Origin of the sequence: Hymenobacter cavernae, from assembly GCF_014641455.1 — a bacterium.
In the GTDB taxonomy this organism is placed as follows: Bacteria; Bacteroidota; Bacteroidia; order Cytophagales; family Hymenobacteraceae; genus Hymenobacter; species Hymenobacter cavernae.
In genome coordinates, this window is sequence record NZ_BMHT01000010.1 from 1 (window position 1) to 19295 (window position 19295).

General features: G+C 47.4%; 20 protein-coding genes. 16 read left to right on the forward strand and 4 right to left on the reverse strand.

Annotated features, from left to right (window positions below):
- Positions 1-145: 145 nt before the first annotated feature.
- From IEX74_RS21190 to IEX74_RS21230, 9 genes are all read left to right on the forward strand, one after another.
- Entirely contained in the window at positions 146-1069 is a 924-nt protein-coding gene (locus IEX74_RS21190; RefSeq protein ID WP_188816089.1) for a VapE domain-containing protein, read from the forward strand.
- Positions 1070-1392: 323 nt separating this feature from the next.
- Positions 1393-1776 carry a hypothetical protein gene (locus IEX74_RS21195; protein WP_188816091.1) on the forward strand — a complete coding sequence of 128 codons (384 nt, stop codon included), beginning with the start codon at positions 1393-1395 and terminating at the stop codon, positions 1774-1776.
- 19 nt (positions 1777-1795) lie between these two features.
- A complete protein-coding gene (locus IEX74_RS21200; RefSeq protein WP_188816092.1) occupies positions 1796-2002 on the forward strand; it encodes a hypothetical protein in 207 nt (68 codons plus the stop codon).
- 30 nt (positions 2003-2032) lie between these two features.
- Positions 2033-2374: a hypothetical protein gene (locus IEX74_RS21205; protein WP_188816093.1), complete on the forward strand. Its 342-nt coding sequence runs from the start codon at positions 2033-2035 to the stop codon at positions 2372-2374.
- Positions 2375-2430: 56 nt separating this feature from the next.
- On the forward strand, positions 2431-3258 hold the full coding sequence (locus IEX74_RS21210; protein WP_188816094.1) for a hypothetical protein: 828 nt from the start codon (positions 2431-2433) through the stop codon (positions 3256-3258).
- 113 nt (positions 3259-3371) lie between these two features.
- A protein-coding gene (locus IEX74_RS21215) for an IS3 family transposase (RefSeq protein ID WP_373285592.1) occupies positions 3372-4447 on the forward strand; the annotation gives its coding sequence in 2 pieces (ribosomal slippage) (positions 3372-3624 and positions 3624-4447; 1077 coding nt in all).
- A 175-nt stretch (positions 4448-4622) separates the two neighbouring features.
- Positions 4623-6455: a hypothetical protein gene (locus IEX74_RS21220; RefSeq protein WP_188816095.1), complete on the forward strand. Its 1833-nt coding sequence runs from the start codon at positions 4623-4625 to the stop codon at positions 6453-6455.
- A 19-nt stretch (positions 6456-6474) separates the two neighbouring features.
- On the forward strand, positions 6475-7059 hold the full coding sequence (locus IEX74_RS21225; protein ID WP_188816096.1) for a hypothetical protein: 585 nt from the start codon (positions 6475-6477) through the stop codon (positions 7057-7059).
- Positions 7060-7104: 45 nt separating this feature from the next.
- Positions 7105-7506: a hypothetical protein gene (locus IEX74_RS21230; protein ID WP_188816097.1), complete on the forward strand. Its 402-nt coding sequence runs from the start codon at positions 7105-7107 to the stop codon at positions 7504-7506.
- Positions 7507-7866: 360 nt separating this feature from the next.
- Here the strand turns inward: IEX74_RS21230 and IEX74_RS21235 are convergent, their stop codons facing one another.
- Entirely contained in the window at positions 7867-8382 is a 516-nt protein-coding gene (locus IEX74_RS21235) for a hypothetical protein (protein ID WP_188816098.1), read from the reverse strand.
- Between the two features lie 215 nt (positions 8383-8597).
- On the opposite strand from IEX74_RS21235, the gene IEX74_RS21240 reads away from it, so the two are divergent.
- The 5 genes from IEX74_RS21240 (at position 8598) to IEX74_RS21260 (ending at position 11883) form a co-directional block, all read left to right on the forward strand.
- Positions 8598-9242: a hypothetical protein gene (locus tag IEX74_RS21240; RefSeq protein WP_188816099.1), complete on the forward strand. Its 645-nt coding sequence runs from the start codon at positions 8598-8600 to the stop codon at positions 9240-9242.
- A 23-nt stretch (positions 9243-9265) separates the two neighbouring features.
- Positions 9266-9955 (forward strand): glycosyl hydrolase 108 family protein, encoded by a 690-nt coding sequence (locus IEX74_RS21245; protein ID WP_188816100.1) that lies wholly within the window; start codon positions 9266-9268, stop codon positions 9953-9955.
- A 625-nt stretch (positions 9956-10580) separates the two neighbouring features.
- Complete coding sequence (locus IEX74_RS21250) at positions 10581-10883, forward strand: type II toxin-antitoxin system HigB family toxin (RefSeq protein ID WP_188816101.1); 303 nt, start codon at positions 10581-10583, stop codon at positions 10881-10883.
- A 40-nt stretch (positions 10884-10923) separates the two neighbouring features.
- Positions 10924-11286: a hypothetical protein gene (locus IEX74_RS21255; protein ID WP_188816102.1), complete on the forward strand. Its 363-nt coding sequence runs from the start codon at positions 10924-10926 to the stop codon at positions 11284-11286.
- A 273-nt stretch (positions 11287-11559) separates the two neighbouring features.
- Complete coding sequence (locus IEX74_RS21260) at positions 11560-11883, forward strand: hypothetical protein (RefSeq protein ID WP_188816103.1); 324 nt, start codon at positions 11560-11562, stop codon at positions 11881-11883.
- Positions 11884-12592: 709 nt separating this feature from the next.
- Here the strand turns inward: IEX74_RS21260 and IEX74_RS21265 are convergent.
- Positions 12593-13990: a hypothetical protein gene (locus IEX74_RS21265; RefSeq protein ID WP_188816104.1), complete on the reverse strand. Its 1398-nt coding sequence runs from the start codon at positions 13988-13990 to the stop codon at positions 12593-12595.
- A gap of 526 nt (positions 13991-14516) precedes the next feature.
- Between IEX74_RS21265 and IEX74_RS21270 the strand changes: the two genes are divergently transcribed.
- Positions 14517-15524 (forward strand): SDR family oxidoreductase, encoded by a 1008-nt coding sequence (locus IEX74_RS21270; protein ID WP_188816105.1) that lies wholly within the window; start codon positions 14517-14519, stop codon positions 15522-15524.
- Positions 15525-15947: 423 nt separating this feature from the next.
- Here IEX74_RS21270 and IEX74_RS21275 read toward each other — a convergent pair whose 3' ends face one another.
- The gene (locus tag IEX74_RS21275) at positions 15948-17249 is read right to left on the reverse strand and encodes a PQQ-dependent sugar dehydrogenase (protein WP_188816106.1); all 1302 of its coding nucleotides are present in this window, start codon (positions 17247-17249) and stop codon (positions 15948-15950) included.
- A 584-nt stretch (positions 17250-17833) separates the two neighbouring features.
- On the opposite strand from IEX74_RS21275, the gene IEX74_RS21285 reads away from it, so the two are divergent.
- On the forward strand, positions 17834-18136 hold the full coding sequence (locus tag IEX74_RS21285) for a hypothetical protein (RefSeq protein ID WP_188816108.1): 303 nt from the start codon (positions 17834-17836) through the stop codon (positions 18134-18136).
- 113 nt (positions 18137-18249) lie between these two features.
- On the opposite strand, the gene IEX74_RS21290 is transcribed toward IEX74_RS21285, so the two are convergent.
- Entirely contained in the window at positions 18250-18981 is a 732-nt protein-coding gene (locus IEX74_RS21290; RefSeq protein WP_188816109.1) for an SDR family oxidoreductase, read from the reverse strand.
- Between the last annotated feature and the right edge of the window lie 314 nt (positions 18982-19295).

Genomic DNA, 19295 nt, shown 5'->3' on the forward strand with positions numbered 1-19295 from the left:
ACCGCCGACACTCCGCACTAGGCTACCGCTCACCGCACCAATTCGAACTTGACTGCCAGATTAACTTATCTTAGCCAGCTGTCCGTTTTTACTGGACCACCCCAATCAGGAGACTAACTACCTACAGGCTCAGCTGAATTGGCTGATGGCTATCGAGTACGATGGTCAGGACTACCTTCAGGACCTCTTGGATTCGATTCAGACAGACTCACAGGAGCTATTTAAAGTACAATTTAAGAAATGGTTGGTTTCGCTGGTAGCTCAGGCATTTGAGAAGGACAGAAATGACTATGTGTTCGTTTTGGTGGGACAGCAAGGGTCAGGCAAGACGACCATTATGGAGAACCTGCTGTGGGATGATAAATGGTTTGCGTCAATGCCTGACTTTAGCTTTGGCAACAAGGAACATAGACTCCTGATGGCTACAAAAGTGCTGATTCTATTAGATGAGATGCACCAGTACAGTAAAGCTTCGGACGTTCGTCAGCTCAAAGCTGGTATGTCGCAGAGCAAGATTACAGCAGACAAGAAGTTCCAGGAATCTGGAGACTATAGCCGTGCTGCTAGCTTCGCTGGTGCTTCAAACTCTTCTGATTTTCTGAGAGATGACACGGGGGACCGGCGTTTTTTAGTGTTCAATCAAGTTGGTCTTGACCTGGAAAAATATAAATCAGTAGATAAAAGAAAGCTTTGGGGTCAATTGGTATACCTGTTCAAATCTGGATTCGATTACAAGATTAGCCAAGCTGAAATCAAGGACATTGTTAGTCGCAACCTGGAAAATTATACGGTGCATAAGCCAGAGGATACCTTCATTTCCGAAATGTTGGAGGTTACTCAGGACCAGCAGGACTTCTTGAGTAACATCGAGTTGGAACAGCTGGTGAACTCGTACATGGTTAACTATAACCTTCGAGGCTATGGCATCAGCATCAGCACTGTTAAAGCCAAATTGAAGCTGCTGGGCGCACAACTGAGCGTGGTTAAAAAGCGGAATGGCATAGCCTGTAGAGGTACTGCATGTATAAAGCGCAAACTAGACTGCTTGGCTAGTGTGGACTTGGTATAATAGACCTTAATCCACGATAAATAACTGATAACCAAAGAGGTTACACTTGGTTACACTTGGTTACACTTCAAAACTGCCAAGTGTAACCTGTAACTAGCTGACAAACTACTACTTACAGCAAAGGTTACACTAGTTACACTAAAAAGAGAGTATAATACATGAGAGGATTCCCATTATGGGAATATGTAGATTATATATGGTTGAAAAACTAGTGTAACCGTGTAACTAGTGTAACCTTTCGAGATAAGCAACTGATAATCAACAAAATAAGGGTTACACTTCGAAATCAATAAAGTGTAACCTCGGGGGTAACAATTCAGAAAATGAGAACCACAGATAACAAATCAGAACAACAAGTCTATAACCTATATCTTAATTCGGATGAGCAGGAGTATGCAAAACAATTAGATAGCACGACCACGAGCTTCTTCAATATCTTATGCCTGTTCAATCACGACGTGCAGCAAATAAAGAGCTGGGTAGATAAAAACCATCAACATCATCTTTCTATCTACGAGCTAGTAGAAAAAGGCTGGTTACAATGGCTTCGGGACATGAAGGATATGCGAGAGGATTTCTACCAGAAGTTGTACCAGCCAGAAGTGGAAGCCAACTTCTGGAAATGGTGGAATTCTATACCTGAGGATAAACCAGATAGAAAAGTGCTGCAAGAAGAATTAGACAGAGATTTCTTCGCTTCCTTCTAGCCCTAAGAAAGCACTAGCCTTGCAACGTCAGGAATCTGAAATCATCATTGATGGTGTAGTAAACCACATCACTCAGCATTATTATCCTCAAGACTTCTTTGCCTTGACCATACATGATAGCATCACCACGACGTCGGATAACGCTGATTATGTCCAGGGGCTGATGCTACGGGAGTTTAGAAAATGGGGAGTAACCCCGATGATAGCAAGGGAAGAAATCAACTAACTTCCGGTCATTCACCCAACTTGAAATAAAATGCCAAGACTAAAAACTGTTTACTCTGATGACATTCTGGAGATACTGAGGGAAACAGCTTCTGATGCACTCGTAAACTTCAGCTTTCCCCCAGGCAAGAAGAAAGGAACTTGGCTATTACATGTAGGTTCGAATATCTACAACATCAATACACCCACTTTCAATATTATGAACCATTGGTGGCCGCACAACCTTCCAGAAGCACTGGAACGGCGTAGGCTTGAATCCCCAGATGGTTTTCTACACGGACAGACCAAAACTCAAGCTGAATTCTGTGCGGATTATCCTCCCATTACAGTAGAGGAGGTACTAGTCAACAGAGAAATTGCCAAGGGCACATAATACTAATCCATATTAAGATTTAGCCTACAGTAACCCCCTATAAGTAACACCCAGATATGCTCACTAAGCTTAAGGATAATCTACCTCTCGTTACCGTCTACTTGCTGGTAGTTTGTTTAACTAAATTGGTTGTATTCTACAAAGTCTTTGGTATAAACATAGTCGAATACATTGAAATAACGGAAGTAATAACTCTCCTTTCAGATTATCTTCTTTCCGTATTTGGTATAGCTATATTTTTTATATCATTATTTGTACTTATGTCATTGTTGTTTCCGGATGCTGAAGCAAGTAAATTTTATCTCCGAAGAGTGTATCCAAACTCTAGGCAACAAGAGAAGCCTAAACCTGAGTCTGTATCTGATAAAGATGAACAGAGTACTGCTGGTTGGATTATCTTTATTTTGGTGTTTGGTATTATTCCTTTGGGTTTTATGATTTTTGTTGAAGGATTTGAGTTTGTTTTTTATGTCGTTATTATTGTTATCGTGCTTTCTGTTGTAGTAATCTCTGTACTGTTTACAACAATGGGGCTCGTAAAAAAACACGAAGTAGAGGGAGATAATGATAAAATAGGACGAATAAAGGAATTGGGATTTACTATTCTTGGGCTACTAATATTTATAGGTTTCAATAGTTATTTATCCTTTCTTCAAGCAAGTGGTGTGAAGTATAATAAAATGGACCATTATTACAGTAGATACTTTGGGGAGAAGCCATACATGCATATAACTATTGAGTATGAAGGCAAATTAATTAGAACTTCTCCAACATATGCCTATATAGGTCGAACAAAGAACTTTACCTTTTTCTACAACAAGCAAACCAAGTACGCCCACGTGTATCCAAATTCCGGAATCAAGCGCGTGTACATGCGTGATTAAGAAATAATTATACGGGTGCTCTGTTGAAATCAGGAGTTACTGTACGCTTCCCTAAATAGAAGGCCAGTTGTGAGTAGAGAAAGACGTAACTTTCACTACCTGACGACTGACGAATGAAAAAGGGACGATTCAGCGAAGCCCAAATTGTGGCCATTCTCCAACAGCAAGCCAGCGGCCAGACCGTCGCCCAGATTGTGCGCGAGCACGGCCTGAGCGAGGCGACGTTCTACGCGTGGAAAAGCAAGTACGCCGGCGCCAGTGTGGCCGAGTTGGCCCGACTCAAGCACTTGGAAGAAGAGAATAGAAAACTCAAGCAGATGTTCGCGGACCTGAGCTTAGAGAATCAGGCTATCAAGGAGATCCTGCGAAAAAAGTAGCTAGCTCTGCGGCGCGGCGCCAGGCAGCGCAGGGCTTAGTAAGTAAAGGCTGGAGCCAGCGCCGGGCGTGTGCCCTGGTCGGGCTTGCGCGCGGCAGCTACCACCCGGTAGCGCACGGGCATAATGACGAGCCCGTGCAGCAGGCACTGCGGGCGTTAAGTGGGCGGCACCCAGGCTGGGGCTTCTGGAAACTGCACCACCGCTTGCGCAAGAATGGGCTAGTAATCAATCACAAGCGCACACTACGCATTTATCGGGCGCTGGCGCTAAACCTACCCCGGCGCCTGAAAAAGCGGGTGCCTGCTCGCGTCAAGCAGCCCTTAGCGGTGCCCACGACGGCCAACGTGTGCTGGTCGCTCGACTTTACAAGTGATGTGTTGACCGATGGCCGACGCTTTCGGACGCTAAACGTGCTCGACGACTACAACCGCCAGCTACTCGGCGTGGAAATTGACTTTTCTTTGCCAGCTAGTCGCGTCGTGCAGGTACTGACGCGCTTGGTCGACTGTCATGGCTGCCCCGCGCAGCTGCGCACGGACAACGGACCCGAGTTCATCAGTGCCCGGTTGAGCGAGTGGTGTGAGCAGCAAGGCATTATTCTGCACTGGATTCAGCCCGGCAAGCCGACGCAAAACGCCTATATCGAACGCTTTAACGGCTCGTTTCGCCGCGAACTGCTCGACGCCCACCTATTTCGCTCGCTGACCCACGTGCGCCAACTCGTGGACGAGTGGATGCACGACTACAACACCCAACGGCCCCACCAAGCTTTGAATTTTATGACCCCCATCGAATTTAAACAAGCTGCTTAGCCTCTGCTAACTACTGGCTTACCGAACGGGGAAGCGTACACTTCAGCTCTCCTCTACTGAGGTTGGTATCACTGCCACTAATAACATCTCGTTAAACGTACAGGGTAAGTTTATTGACTTCAAGCCAGATGCTAATGATAGACGGATTAATGCTTACTCCCCTATCTTTACTACAATGCTTTATAATGATTATAAAGCGGCTACAGTAGCTGATAAACGTGCTCTGCTTACTCGTGAACTGGGTGAAGAGCTATTTGCCCCTATTGGCAGCACTGGCAGCACTGGTTCTACACCCTATAATGACAGTGAGCTACGTACGCTTATTAATGCCAGAATTCCATTATCAGGTACAACCACAGCGAATCCAGTAACAGGTGATATCCATATAAACCACAGGTTGAATTTGCGTTTCCTAGGCAATGCGAATTCGAGTGGCGCTACGCTACAAATCGGTACCTATGGCTATACTACTAATGCAAATGCACAAAGCCAAGGTGGAAGTATTAGAAGCACATTCTTGGGTCCGTTCCTGTTTAATATTGACAGTAGCCTAAATGTTTACTCTAAGCAAGGTGGTAGCATCACGGCGATAAACCCAGGTAGTCAGCAAGATGCCAATATTGTAGAATGGAACTTCACAGGTATGCGTTTCTATAACGTCCCAGTCTACATAGGAACTGCTCAAAAAGAAGAGGAAGCTTACAGTAATAGCACTGGTGCGCTGGGTGTAGGAGATGCACTTATCACAAAATCACGTCTCCTGAAGGTTCTCAGTGGATATACAGGTGGTTCTAGTGGTACGACTTACAATGATACGGAGCTACGTAACCTGATTGCCGCCAAGCAAACTAAAGGTGATATCATCCAAGTCCAAGGTCCAGCTGGCAGTCAAGAACCACTGGTGAAACTTGTGGCTAGCAATGGAAATGAGTTGTCGTTTACCAAGGATGCCAACTCCATCCAGACTTCTGGAGCTTTCTATTTTAATGGCGGTGGTAATCTAGTCTTCCAGTCTAGTAATCAAGATGTTCTGGAACTTACGTCTGGCGCTATTTATCCAAAGAAGCCACTAGCAGAAGCCAGATTTACGAATGGTTTGCAATTGCAGCCAGGGTTATCCGGCACAGTAGGCCAGAATGGTACGCTGGAAACAGATGGCGACGACCTGTATGCGACACTTACTGGTAACCGAGTAAAATTACCGAAAACAGATGTCTCAGGTGCCGTAACTACGCTCCAAAATCATGACAATGCACCGCTCATGTGCTGGGGTTATAATCAATCCGCGCCTAAGTACCACTACTCCCTAAAAGCGGCTTTTGAGGACCCAGCTTTGCAATATGGTATTGTTGTCTGCCGCCAATCTCACATAGAAGCTGATGGTGATATCACCAATACAACCATTGAGAGCTTCGTTGGTAATGGTGGTATTTTCTACGCGAGTGGTCACAGTGTTAAGATGCCGCCGAGCGTGTATAATACTCGTTTTGCGGGTGGTACGGGCGGATTCGTAGCTTCTACAACTAATGGTAGCATTAGTACTGTCCTAGGAACGACCTACTATAACTGTCAATTTTCTAACCAGACCTTAGTTCCTGGAGGTCGGACAATCAAATTGGTGGAGTGTATGGCGGTTCTTTCCTATGGACTCAACACGGTGTTCACGTCGGGTGCAGGTACATTAATAATTGGTAATGGTTGTGAAATCCAGCCATCACTGGACCCTGCCACAACAATTGTTGATTTACGTGTTAGTTCAGTTAGTTCAAGTACTACTCTGGATTTCAGGTTTGAAGCTGGTTACGCACTAACCTACACGACAACAATTACCAGTGCGGACGCTGCTACTTATACAACTGCTTCTACCAGCAATATTGCCAGTGTAGAATATCGCGTAAATAATAATGTGGTAACCCTGCCATTTGCACTGGTAGCAGGTAACTCCTTAACAGTAACCATTACCAAAACAGATAACGCTGTTGGTGCTGTGGTTGCCATTAGAAATTAATAGTACCTAAAGTTATCTAATGTTAAGACGTCATATATTTTATTCCACTCGTATTCCTCAAGCTAAAAAGTATATAATTGACCCAGCTTCTATTACAACCAGTCCGGGTGATGTGTTTAGAGGTTACCCGAGACTTGGTGTCAATCAAGGTAACTACACCGTGCCATTATTTGACACGTCCGGAGTTACTTCAAGCAAGATTTTGACTGTAACCAGTGCTGGTGCAATTGGTGTTAACGGTGGTTACAACAATGCTGCTGGTGCTTTAGGTTATGGTCAAGATAGCTGGTTTACAGCACATTATGCTAACTCTGGCACTACTGTTAGCTACCAGTTCACAGGCTTGAATGATGCTGCTGTCTATGAATTAACCTTGATTGGTTCCCGAGCTGGTTCGACGGAAGTGCGGGTAACCAACTACACAGTGAGTGGAGTAACCAAGAGCCATCAATCCACGACGCAAGACGGTCTGGGTAACCGAACATTAACCAGTGTGTTTTCTAATCTGAAGTCAGCAGGTGGAAAGCTAAGCTTCAGTTTTAACGCTGCTCCTGGTAGCACGTTTGGTTACTTGAATATTATTCAACTTGTAGAAGTAGTGTAATTAATTACCCGCAGGCTATTTACTTCTATATATACTATTCAGAAATTGATACTAAACACACTATTACTACAAACACAAGTAGATACAGGATGGGATTGGAATAAGATTATACCAACCGCAGTTGGTGGCTTATTGGTAGCCATTATTATGCTGCTGATTAACAACTATAGGGATGGTAGAAATCAGTACAACAATCGTATTAAGGCCCTAGAAACGAAGGCTGTAGAACACGATTACAGGCTTGGTCAAATAGTCCTTGACCGTGAAAACCTCGTGGATAAGCTTGAAACCAGATTTGTAAGTGTAGAAAAGAAGTTAGCCACAGTTGACAACCTAACGATAGAGGTAAACCGCTTGACAACGGAGATTTCTCACCAGTCAAAAGCGATTGAAAAGCTTGAGAATAAGCTGGATAGAATAATTGAAGGATTGCGTGTGAGTAAATAATGTTTGGTTGGTTCCGAGACATCACTACCAATGCCAAGACGAATCATGTCGTAGCGTTGGACCTATTCAAAGCCCTATCGTTTTTCGCTGGCTTATTCTATTTCCTGCTACTAGTTCCTACTGTCATTCTGGTTACCCCATCTCATTTGGTTTTGCCAATGGAGCCTGGATTTTTCTTGACTGCGAACGGTTTTGGCTTGCAGGTGGTGAAGGAAGGTGCTAAGTACTTGGCAAGGAAAACAGCTGATGACCAAGGTAACCCGTTGGCTACTCCTACCAGCGTTGAACCTCCTTGTGAGCCTAAGCTAATGCCTCAGGTTCCCTGATGGATTAGGAATCTGAAATAGTGGCGCTACGCTATTACTTCATAAACGAGATTTCGACAACAGAATCTTTGGGGAGTTGTACAAACTTCGCCGGGATAAGACCGTTTTGATACAGGCTGTCCGCAACGATTTGCAAATTATACTCCGACATCACACCCCCCGCTGCGGCCATGTGCAGGTAGATAGCTGGGTTGTTATAATCCCAACGCTTCTCGGGAGAGTTGACTTTGATGAAAAGCTTCGAAAAAGGGCTATTCGTCATTAAGGAGCGTTCCACAACAATGGTGTCATTCACGACAACTTTGATGGATTGGGCATGGCCGCGCTTGAAGCAACAAAATATATTGTAGTAGTCGGCAATGTCGTTCGGCGCTAAGGCCAGTTCTGCAATGGTGTTTGTGTCTAAGTATACTCTAATAGGGTGAACCTGCTTCAAATCTTGGCTCTGAATGTAAAGCTTAAAATCCTGCTCCTGGGGCACGCAACTTGTTATTCCGAACAGCAGCCAACTCGGGAGTCTGTGAATGCGTGGAAGCTGTGGAATGTGCATGTGTTTGACAAAGGGGATGATGAGAAGCGTAGATATTGAATAGAGCCTAAATAACTGATTGATATACCATGAATACGAGTGTCAGATTTCAAATTATTCTACCCCAAATTGATTGCCAATGAGGGTGGATACGCAAATAACAAGCAAGACTTTTAGTCCATCCTGTGATTCCTTTCTACGTCTCGTCTTGACGTATCTATTTACACACAATAGATATGAAAAGATTGGATTTAAAGGGTCAACAATTTGGTAGATTAACTGTAAACGAATTCGCTGGTAGTAAGAGAGTAGGAAACCGCTACCGTACGTTTTGGCAATGCGAGTGTGAGTGTGGACAACAAACAGAGGTTAACACGGATAACTTAAGGAATGGGACTACACAAAGCTGTGGGTGTTTGCACCGTGAGTCCACAGCCGCTATCAACTACAAACACGGAGAAGCCAACTATTCAAAAGAAAACAAAACTTGGTTCGGTATTAAAGCTCGGTGCTACAACCCGAATGCAGAGAAGTATCCTCAGTATGGTGAGAGAGGGATTACAGTCTGTGAGCGTTGGCTGGATTCGTATGAAGATTTCCTACTAGATATGGGTAGAGCACCAACAAAAGACCATTCTATTGAACGTATCGATGTGAATGGTAACTATGAGCCTTCTAACTGTCGTTGGGCTACCGCTAAAGAGCAAGCCAATAATAAGACTACCAACGTGTTCTTAGAATTAAACGGTGTGATTAAAACATTAGCGCAGTGGGCTGAAACCCTAGGCTACAACTACAAAAGCTTTCACCGTTACATACGATATCAAAACAAATCCTTAGCTGATTTAGCAAGAGCTAGGGGATATAACCTAACAAGCTAATTACTTGAAAGTAAACTTTATAATTGTCTGATTTTAAATTATTCTACCCTAAGCTGATTGCAAATGAGGGTGGCTATCAAGCTAATCCAAAAGACCTAGGCAACGGACCCAGAGGAGAAACCTATAAGGGAATAGCCTCTCGATACCATCCGGCGTGGGCAGGGTGGAAGATTGTACACGCCTACCGTGAACAATGGTTAGCAGTAGGTAAGAAGCTCCAGACGAGCAAGGATTGGCTAGCCTTTAGCAAGTACTTGGCTCAGTCCACAGAGCTTGAGCAACTAGTAATACGTTTCTACGAGGCTCAATACTGGGACTCGTTGCTCCTGGACCTAGTAGCTAATCAGTCCGTAGCTGAGAGCCTAGCTGATGCGGGTGTGAACGCTGGCACGGGCCGCGTTGGATGGATGATTCAGTGGATATTGAGAGTAAGCTTCAATAAAGACCTAGCCTTGGATGGTAAGATAGGCCCGTTGACCTTGAAGGCTCTCAATGCTGTTGACCAAGCGCAGTTCCATGCTTGTTTTGCTCAGTTGCGCCGTGATTTCTACCGCTATAGGACTGGTCAATTTGGGAGTTACCAGCAAGAGCCAAGGTTAGTGGCGCTACACAAATTCTTCCGTGACAAGCTGCACTTGAAAACGGATGTGAGCCAGAAGGTATTTCTCAGGACGTGGTTACAGAGGGTAGACCATATGAAGTTCTCTGCCTAGGGTTACTCAGGAGTATTTAAGTAGTATGAAGAATCTTGTAACCAAACTACTTACCAATTTATACCCCGAACACGATGGGGGTACTGCCATGTTCATTTCAGGCCTATTGTTGTCTGCTATCATGATGACAATCATCACTATCAGTGATGCTCTAACTGAAGGTGCTGATATGTATGAAGTCGCGTGCATACTAATGTTCGTGTTGCTAGCTGCTGCTACCTACGTGTTTGGTAAGTCTACTCAAGAGTAGGGATGGTCAAAAGTTACACTTCAACTGCTACTAGGTGTAACCAACATGTGCCTGATTATCATTACGATAGCCAATAAGGTTACACTAGTTACACGGTTACACTAGTTTTTCAACCATACATAATCTACATATTCCCATTATGGGACTACTCTACACATATTATACTCTCTTTTTAGTGTAACCAGTGTAACCTCTAAGGTAAGTAGTATTATATCAGCAAGTTACGGGTTACACTTGGCAATTTTGAAGTGTAACCTTGTGTAACCAAGTGTAACCTGTTGCTGATTTTTATTTTGTTTTTGGTAAGTTTATTTTGATTGTGGTAAGTATTTACCTACCTTTGGTGTATACCAAGCAAGCCAAATCAGACTGACCATGCGAATCTTTACCAGAAAAGCAATCCAGGATTTTTCGCAAGCCAATGCACAAGCCAAGGAAGACCTAGCTGTTTGGTTTAAGCAAGTAGAACTAGCTGATTGGAAGGATTTTAATGCTGTGCGTAGCGATTTCCCGAGCACAGATTATATTGGTGACAATCGCTACGTGTTTAACATAAAAGGCAATCATTACAGGTTAATCGCAATGGTGTTCTTTCCACCTAGACAAGTCTATATAAGAGGTATTTTTACACATGCAGCTTACGATAAGCTTAGTAAACAGCAGATAATTAATCTGTAGCTCCAACCACAGTTCAGTTTCTCACTCAATTTCTCAGGCCATGTTCACCAGCATCACCAACGATAAGGAACACGAAGAAGCGGTAAACCAGCTTATTCAATGGAATCAGGCTCCTGACGCACATGAACGACTAGCAGAAATCCAAGCACTAGGAGAACTAGTAGAAGCTTACGAAATCGCAGCAGGCCACACGCCAGACCCGCCACAGACACTACGGGGTATTCTGGAAGTTGAGATGTTCAAGCGCCGAATAAGACAGAAGAACCTAGCTGAAATGCTGGAAGTAACCGAAACACGTTTATCAGAAATAATGCGAGGTAAACGGGAAATGAACATGGATTTCGCTCGTAAGCTCTACACCAAGTTGAAGATACCTGCTGATGTTATCTTAACCATAAGCTAGAACTGTCTAAACCCTTCGTACAAATTGATAGTGAGCCTCTTGGAGAAATCCGGGAGGCTTTTTTGTTGCCTTAAGTTGTCTTGAATTATTTGTAAGAAAATAATCTTACAAAGGTATTGTGTTGTAAGAAAATGTTCTTACATTTGAATATCAGAATGGCACACGGCTAAACTGATACTGTCTCAGCTCTTTGAAATCTGGAAGTAAACAAACCTAACCGACCTGCTACTAGCATTCAGTTGCTAATAGCCCCAACCTTCAAATTTACACAAAATGGAAACCGCAATCGTAAATCTCGAAACCATCTACAGCAAATTGGAAAAGATTTTCCGGACTAAGAAAGCTGTAAAAGTTGTCTGCTTTGACCACAAAGTAAAAGTGATTCACTACCAGACAACAATTTTCGAAGTGAATCAGGATGGTGAAATCACCTTAGACAATGGTGGTTACATGACCAGAACGACAAAAGACCACTTGAATGAATGCTTAGAAGCCCTAGGGAAAGTGGAGAGAATTTACCAGAAGAAAGGCAAGTGGTATGTATCAGGACTTGATACCACAGAGTTTACCCGAGGCTTTAAAATGACCACTTACTAGAAAAAGAAAAATGGAGCTGGTGAGACAGCGGCTCCTACTTCTTTTTATTGCTAACCTGAAAAAGAAAGTGGTCATGACTCGTTTCGCATTCGTATTCTTGGAAGAATTGAAAACCCAGGTAAAGCCTTTATATGGTTCAACATGAAAGCTGAGAGGGTAGAAGTTAATAAGGGTTTCATTATTAGCTGCCTACAGAATTCGCATCAACAAGCAACAGAAAATAAATTGCTCAGGATGATAAAAACCCAGGGTTATACCAAAGCCAGAATTTGGGAAGATAAAGAAAATCCAGGCTCTTATAGATATATCAGAGTCGATTAAATCAGAAGGGTAGGGGCTCCATGTCTCTACCCTTTTTTATGCGTAAATTTGTCCCTGCAACACTGAAATCACCTATCTGATGCCACTATCCACAGACCCTAATAAATTGCCCCACGTCAAAGCGCTTTTGAACGATTGGGGTATATCTGCTACCGATTTAGCTAATGGTATCGGTCTGAATACCAAGACAGTAAGTAATAAATTTAGCCCTAGCTTCCGTGATACCTTCAGTCCAGACCAACAGCAAGCAGTTAAGGAGTACCTGAAGCACTTGAGAGACGCCGTAGACCACTTACTCCAAGACTGGGAGTAAAGCCGTATCTTTGCATCAAAATGTAGCCGTTCGCGGTTTTCATTTTTGTGTAAATTGAAAGTGCCTGGGTCTTGCTCAGGCACTTTTTGTTTTAATTGCTTGCGCAACTCTTTCCCGTGCTTTTGCTTCTGCTTTCTCCTTTACGTTGGCTTTCTCAACCTTCAAGTATTTCAGGATTTCATTCGAAGTACTACCCAGCATCGCTTTTATTTCCTCTACTGAATACTTGTGTACGTTGTACATGTTGGTGACAAAACCTCGGCGTGATGAGTGATTGCTAATTAGTTCGTGCTTCTGGAATTCGAAATAGAAGGGTTGACGCCACTTATATTTTACAATATGGATGGTGTGCTGGTTTACCCCGTGACGCTCAAATATTTTCTTCAGGATTAGCTTGATATACTTATTATATTTTACCTCCGATACAAGGTTTAACTTCATTTCATATTTATTCAATATCTGCTCTATTCGTTCGTCAGTTGCCAATGGAATGAAGTAAGAGGTTTTGTTCTTGGTATTTCTACCTACTAACATTTCATCTTCTACCCAGAACTTACTATTCTGGATATCACTAACTCGCAAGCCTGTCAGGTTACCGAATACGCACAGGTCAATATACTTTTGCTCCCAGGTTTCTTGAGGCTGATAAGCACATATAAGATTTAATTCCTTCGGAGTTAGATAAATAATTTCCTTGACTTCACTCAAGACTTCAAAGGACCTATAGGCTGGATTTACTTGTATTCCATCTGCTACGCACTTATTGAGGAAGGTCTTCAACTTTTTAACGTTGGCTCCAAACCATCCATCAAAACTATCTCTCAATAACCAGTCCCCGTAGGCTTTGTAGAAAGCCTTATTCATGTTGTCGAAAGTCAGGGTAAACCCAGTTTCTTCGCCAAACTTGAGCAAGGTATTTTTCCAGCTAGTGATTTGTTGCCTCACTAGTTTGCTGGACTTGATGAAGGTGGCTGGATACTCGTCTAAGAGCTGACGAAAGTGAGCTACTGCCTTGGCTTGTTCGTCATCGTTGGCGTCTACAAAGGCTTGGGTAGATGCTATAAAGTTCTTATATGTTTCTACTGTCTCCTTGGTTTCCCTAGCCTGCCTGACTTTCCTCTCCCTAGGTGATTTGTCTTCTAGCTCATTCTGATAAGCATCAGTTTCCATTGCCAACCAACGAGCAAACAAAGCTTGAACCTGCTGCCAATCCTCTTTATCCTGAGCCTTGCTAGCTGCTATTTCCAACACACGCTTCTGGAAGGTAAGCTTGTTGTTTAGTTGGAAGGCTTCGTCATGGTCGTCACTTACTTTCTCATTTGTGGCGTCCCAGAGGTTAGGATGAATATTCAGCCCCAAGGATTTCCAATACTGTTGCCGAGCGACTGTGTAGCGTAAAAACAAGGGTATCTCACCTTTCTTACTGGGTTTACCTTTGGCCCGGATGGCTACGCTGAATGTCGTCTCTTTCATGTCTGTATCTCGTTGGATTCCAGAAGACAAGATACAAAACTACTCCTACATTTTTCTCATTTTCACTCCTACATTTCAAGAAAAAAGTGCTCCTATTGGCTGGAAATGAGGTTTTAGTTTGCTTTCGAATCCCAGCGGAATCACGAAAGCCTCGACGAAAGTCGAGGCTTTTTTGTTGTCTATTGAGCCAAGGCTCGGGATTTGTCGCCTCTGTGCTTACTGCGCGAAGCTCTCCTTTCCCATGCTTCGCAGCGTGGCTTACTAAACCCATGAGTTAATCCACGGGCTTACTGGTGAGGAGCTAGGTTTTACAGGCACAAAATTAAGGCTTTAGTAACCGTTTTTCGCTGGTTTTAGTATCAGAGACAGAATGACTTCTGAGCGGGGAAAGCTGATCGGAGCACAGGCATGAGGAGAACATCAAAAAAGGTGATTCTGTCAGGTTGCGTGACCTAGGTGCCGGCGGAGTAGGCCGGCTCAGAAAAGAGTCATTCTGACCAAACCTTAAAAAGAGCACAGCATTATCATGACAGAGGAACACAAACTCAGCCGGCGCAAAGTACTCGGCGGACTAGGCGTTAGCTTGGCCGCGGCGGCGGTTTCGCCGGTTTTGTCGGTTGAAGGCGCGCCCATTGCGGAAGCCTCGGCCCCGGAACCCCTTACCGACCCGACTACTAAATACCCTAAGCCGCCATTCAAAGGGCAGTCGCAGCCCTGGCCGGGACTGGCCAGCCAGATGGACCCGCGCCCCGACCACGGCGAGAGCAGCTACAAGGGCTCGGGCCGACTGAAGGGCCGCCGGGCGTTGATTACGGGCGGCGATTCGGGCATGGGCCGTGCGGCTGCTATTGCCTACGCGCGGGAAGGTGCCGATGTGGCCATCAATTACCTGCCCGCGGAAGAGGCTGATGCTAAAGAGGTTATTGCCCTGATCAAGAAAGAAGGCCGCAAAGCCATTGCCATTCCTGGTGATTTGCGCGATGAAGCTTTCTGCAAGCGGCTGGTCGATGAGGCCGTGCGTGGCCTGGGCGGACTGGATATTCTGGTCAGCAATGCGGCCCGGCAGCAGCAACACCAGTCCATTCTGGACCTCTCGAGCGAGGACTTCGACGCGACGATGAAAACCAACATCTACGCCCCATTTTGGATCATTAAGGCTGCGCTGCCCCATTTGCAGCCCGGCTCGACTATCATTGGCACTACTTCCGAGCAGGCCACCGATCCTTCCGCCGATCTGTACGATTACGCCCAGACCAAAGCTGCTACTACCAACTATGTCCGGTCGCTGGCCAAGCAGCTGGCTCCGAAAGGCATCCGGGTGAATGGCGTGGCGCCCGGCCCGATCTGGACACCTTTGCAGGTGAGCGGCGGCGCGACTCAGGAAAAGCTCAAGAAGTTCGGCGGCGACACCCCAATGGGGCGGCCTGGGCAGCCCGTGGAGCTAGCTTCTATTTATGTACAGCTGGCTGCGAGTGATGCCAGCTATGCCACCGGTCAGGTTTACGGAGCCGCCGGCGGCGGCGGGCAGCCCTAGGAGGTTGTTGTTGAAAGTGTTACAAGATTATAAAACGAATCTTGTAAAAGAAAAAAGGGGCTGCGTCAGCAGCCCCTTTTTTGTGTCTTGCTATTTAAGAAAAACCTAGGTAGGTGGTTAGTGTTGCCGTTCGTCTCAGTGTAGCGCTGACTTTGTAACCTTTGTAACTCAGGTTGTGAAGTCGTCGGACCGAGCCCCAGTGGGGCGGCATGTCGGTAGAACGTAGGAAGTACAAACGACCGAGCCCCAGCGGGGCGGCACCTAGGTTCCAAAGCCAGGTGCCGCCCGCTGGGGCTCGGGTAAAACAATACACGAACTTTCTATACCGATATGGCGCCCCGCTGGGGCTAACGCTGCCACTTGGGTTTTATACTCCGAGCCGTGAACGGGCTAAGCGCGGGCTACAAAGTCTGCGCTAGTGCGCTAGTTCTTGTAGCTCACGCGCCAGATTACGCCGCCACCATCTTCGGCAATCAGCAGCGAACCATCGGCGGCGGTAATAACGCCTACCGGCCGGCCCCACACCTGCGGGGCCGCTTTCACGCCTGCATTGAGATGCCAGCCCGTTACAAAATCTTCGTAGCTCGCACCCCGGCCGTTGGCGCTGGCGGTTTCGGGCAGACCGGCTGCATTCATGCGGATGCGTACTACCTTATAGCCAGAGCCCTCCGAACGGTTCCAGGAGCCGCGCATCGCCACAAAGATGTCGCCGCGGGCGTCTGAAGGGAACATGTTGCCGGTGTAAAATGTCAGGCCCAAGGCTGCGGCGTGGGCCTCAAACAGCACTTCCGGTGTGCGGGTGCTGGCTACCTGCGTGGGTAGCGGCCCCGTAATCCTAGGGTCGCGGTTGGTGGGCGCCAGGTACACCCAGGGATAGCCAAAGAAGCCATTACGGGGCACGGCCGTGGCATAGTCGGGCACCAGGTTGTCGCCTAGCTCGTCGCGCTCGTTCACGGCAGACCAGATTTCGCCGGGCCGGGCCGGGTTCACGTCGAGGCCCTGCGGGTTGCGCAGCCCCGAGGCGTACGTGGTCTGCCCGCTGCCATCGAGGTTAAACTCCTGAATGGTTGCGCGGCGGCTGTCCTCTTCCACCGAGGCGTTCTGTGATGAGCCAATGCCCACGTAGAACTTGTTGTTATAGATCAGTAGCGAACGGGCTGGGTGCTGACCTCCGCCAGGCAGGTCGGCTAGCTTAGTAGGCGCGTTGCCGGCCGCGGTTTGCCCGCTGGTATAGTCGTAGCGAAGTAATGCGTTAGAACAAGCCACATAAAAGGAGTTGCCCTGAAAGGCCATGCCCATCGGCCGATTTAATATGCCGCCACTGGCCCACACGGTTTTCTGATCGGCGCGGCCATCCCGGTCGCTGTCGCGCAGCACCGTAATCTGATTCAGGTTCATTTGGGCCACGAACACGTCGCCGTTGGGCGCAATAGCCATCCAGCGACCCGTCGCCAGGCTATCCTGGAAGATGTTCACGGCGTAGCCCTGGGGCACGCGCAGCTTGGCGTTGGCAGGGCGCGTATTTAGCACCTGCGGATAATTGGTCACCGACATAGTTGCGTAGGGTGCCGGCAAGTCGGCCACGCGAATGGTCGTCGGGTTGGGGGTTAGGGTTTCCGTAGGGAAGTTCGTGGAGATGGGCGGCGTGCCGCCATCATCATCCTGGTTGCAGGCGGCCAGCCCCAGCAGGCTTAGGCCGGCTAGCAGAAGGGTAGTGACTTTCATGAGCGAAAAAGAGTAAAAGGTGGGAAATAGGATTAGAATGTGTAAATGGAGTAACTTTCTGTTAATCAGAAGCTTATTTTCTGGCTGATGCGCAGAGTCAACCTAGGTCTGGTAGTTTGCAGCACGCGGGTCAGCTAAGCGCAGCTTCCCCCTGACGAGCGCCCGACAACGAGAGACCTAGGTTCTGGTCGGGTGAGGAATACGGCTGCGCTCCGCCAACCTGGGTCGGCACCCCGGCTTGCTTTTCTTGATCTTGTCCAGCAGCCTCTGAACGTTGTGAATAGCGCAACTTGCTCAGGCATAATAAGAAAGCGCGAAGGGGGTGAGCTGTAAGTACGGCTAAGCTATACGCCTGAGTTGCGGCCCGCTGCCCGAAAAAGAGTACATCTTCTTGGGTATTCCTGACGCCGGCAACATCTGGTTTGTCGCGGCCGGGCTTCTCTCCTGAAATGTGCTGCCAACTGCCCAAGTATTGCCCCAATACACCGCACTATTATCTGCTCAGCCAACGGTTCGTAAACTGAACCGTAGCTGGCTACGTAGAAGGGATAGTATTTCTAACTATTTGTATAACAACTTCTTCTATGGCAGATCCGAAGAATCCTACCAACCGCACCCCGGAAGACCTAGCTTCCAAGGGTACTCCGGACAGTCAGCCCGATAACTCGGCGGCGAACCAGCCAGGCGAAGCGGCGCCCGACGCAACACCCGACCCGACAACAAGCAGCTCACCGGCCGCAACGCCCGTGCAAACGGATGCCACGGCTACGCCAGCACCGCAAGAAGAGGAGCTATCAGTCGATGCTGATGCCGCAAACACCAGTTCCGGTGGCTACGACGACACCGATGCCAGCGCCAGCAACAGCACCGATATACACCCGCTGTAGCCCCTTTTGCGCCCGTAGCTTTGTGGTCTGTGCACAAAGGACCTAGGTTTTGGTGCGCTGATTATAAAGGAGCCAGCACACCAAAACCTAGGTCCTTGGTCAGTCGAAACCGCTTAGAGCGATTCGGCCATCGTGCGCATCTGGATTTCGATGATGCGCGAGCCGGGCGACTGAGTGCAGGCCAGCAGCACCGCGCCGGCTACATCCTCCGGCTCCAGCATTCCTGATTGCGACACGCCTTCTTCGGTGCGGCCCTTGCCCAGGGCAAACTCCGTTTTCACGCCGCCCGGACAAATCACGCCCACTTTGATGCCTTCCGGCCGCAACTCTTTGTCCAGGGCCTGGGCGAAGCCGACCTGCGCAAACTTGGTGGCGCAATACACTGCTTCGCCGGCAAAGCCATACAAGCCCGCCATCGACGACAGCATCAGGATGGTGCCGGATTTCTGAGCGAGCATAGCCGGCACGGCGTGCCGCGTGAACAGGAACGTGGAGCGCATGTTGGTGTCCATCATCTCATCGTAGTCGTCGGCGCTGGTGTCCACTAGGTTTTTGTAGTTGCCCGCGCCGGCATTGTTGATGAGAATATCGAGTTTGCCGAACGTATCGAGGGCGGCTTGCACGCTGCGGCGGGCGGTGTCTTCGGCGCGCACATCGCCGGCCACAATGACCACCTGCGTGCCTTGCGGGTGCAGCTCAGCCTTGAGCGCCTCCAAGCGGTGCTCCCGACGGGCCGTCAGCACGAGGTGGGCACCTTCCGCCGCTAGGGCCCGTGCGCACGCTTCGCCGATGCCGGCACTCGCGCCGGTGATGAGAACTACTTGTCCGGTTAATTTTCCTGCCATGATTCTGCTTTTTTAGATGGTTGGTCCTGGGCTTGTACGTTAGCCATCGGCTTACGGGCGAGGTAGGCAAGCTGCTGTTCTGCTCCGAAAAAAATAATATCACAATCGATTGCATCGATTATTTCAGCCGGAATACTGCGGGTTTGGTCCTGAAACGATTGCGCTAACTTTCCAGGGGCCTACTTTAGAGGTGTTCTTGAGGCTTTATGCGTAATCGGTAATCGGCGAAGCGCGGCGCAAAGTGGCATCTAATAGCCCTTGCGCGCCGCATAACCTAGGTGCTGGTACGCATGAATACTTACCCTTTCACCACT

Excerpts from the sequence above, each read along its gene's own strand:
- IEX74_RS21260 (WP_188816103.1), top strand. The coding sequence starts at position 11,560 with ATGGAAACCGCAATCGTAAATCTCGAAACCATCTACAGCAAATTGGAA.
- IEX74_RS21240 (WP_188816099.1), top strand. The coding sequence starts at position 8,598 with ATGAAAAGATTGGATTTAAAGGGTCAACAATTTGGTAGATTAACTGTA.
- IEX74_RS21250 (WP_188816101.1), top strand. The coding sequence starts at position 10,581 with ATGCGAATCTTTACCAGAAAAGCAATCCAGGATTTTTCGCAAGCCAAT.
- IEX74_RS21285 (WP_188816108.1), top strand. The coding sequence starts at position 17,834 with ATGGCAGATCCGAAGAATCCTACCAACCGCACCCCGGAAGACCTAGCT.
- IEX74_RS21195 (WP_188816091.1), top strand. The coding sequence starts at position 1,393 with ATGAGAACCACAGATAACAAATCAGAACAACAAGTCTATAACCTATAT.
- IEX74_RS21210 (WP_188816094.1), top strand. The coding sequence starts at position 2,431 with ATGCTCACTAAGCTTAAGGATAATCTACCTCTCGTTACCGTCTACTTG.
- IEX74_RS21275 (WP_188816106.1), bottom strand. The coding sequence starts at position 17,249 with ATGAAAGTCACTACCCTTCTGCTAGCCGGCCTAAGCCTGCTGGGGCTG.
- IEX74_RS21270 (WP_188816105.1), top strand. The coding sequence starts at position 14,517 with ATGACAGAGGAACACAAACTCAGCCGGCGCAAAGTACTCGGCGGACTA.
- IEX74_RS21225 (WP_188816096.1), top strand. The coding sequence starts at position 6,475 with ATGTTAAGACGTCATATATTTTATTCCACTCGTATTCCTCAAGCTAAA.
- IEX74_RS21190 (WP_188816089.1), top strand. The coding sequence starts at position 146 with ATGGCTATCGAGTACGATGGTCAGGACTACCTTCAGGACCTCTTGGAT.
- IEX74_RS21265 (WP_188816104.1), bottom strand. The coding sequence starts at position 13,990 with ATGAAAGAGACGACATTCAGCGTAGCCATCCGGGCCAAAGGTAAACCC.
- IEX74_RS21235 (WP_188816098.1), bottom strand. The coding sequence starts at position 8,382 with ATGCACATTCCACAGCTTCCACGCATTCACAGACTCCCGAGTTGGCTG.
- IEX74_RS21205 (WP_188816093.1), top strand. The coding sequence starts at position 2,033 with ATGCCAAGACTAAAAACTGTTTACTCTGATGACATTCTGGAGATACTG.
- IEX74_RS21255 (WP_188816102.1), top strand. The coding sequence starts at position 10,924 with ATGTTCACCAGCATCACCAACGATAAGGAACACGAAGAAGCGGTAAAC.
- IEX74_RS21220 (WP_188816095.1), top strand. The coding sequence starts at position 4,623 with ATGCTTTATAATGATTATAAAGCGGCTACAGTAGCTGATAAACGTGCT.
- IEX74_RS21290 (WP_188816109.1), bottom strand. The coding sequence starts at position 18,981 with ATGGCAGGAAAATTAACCGGACAAGTAGTTCTCATCACCGGCGCGAGT.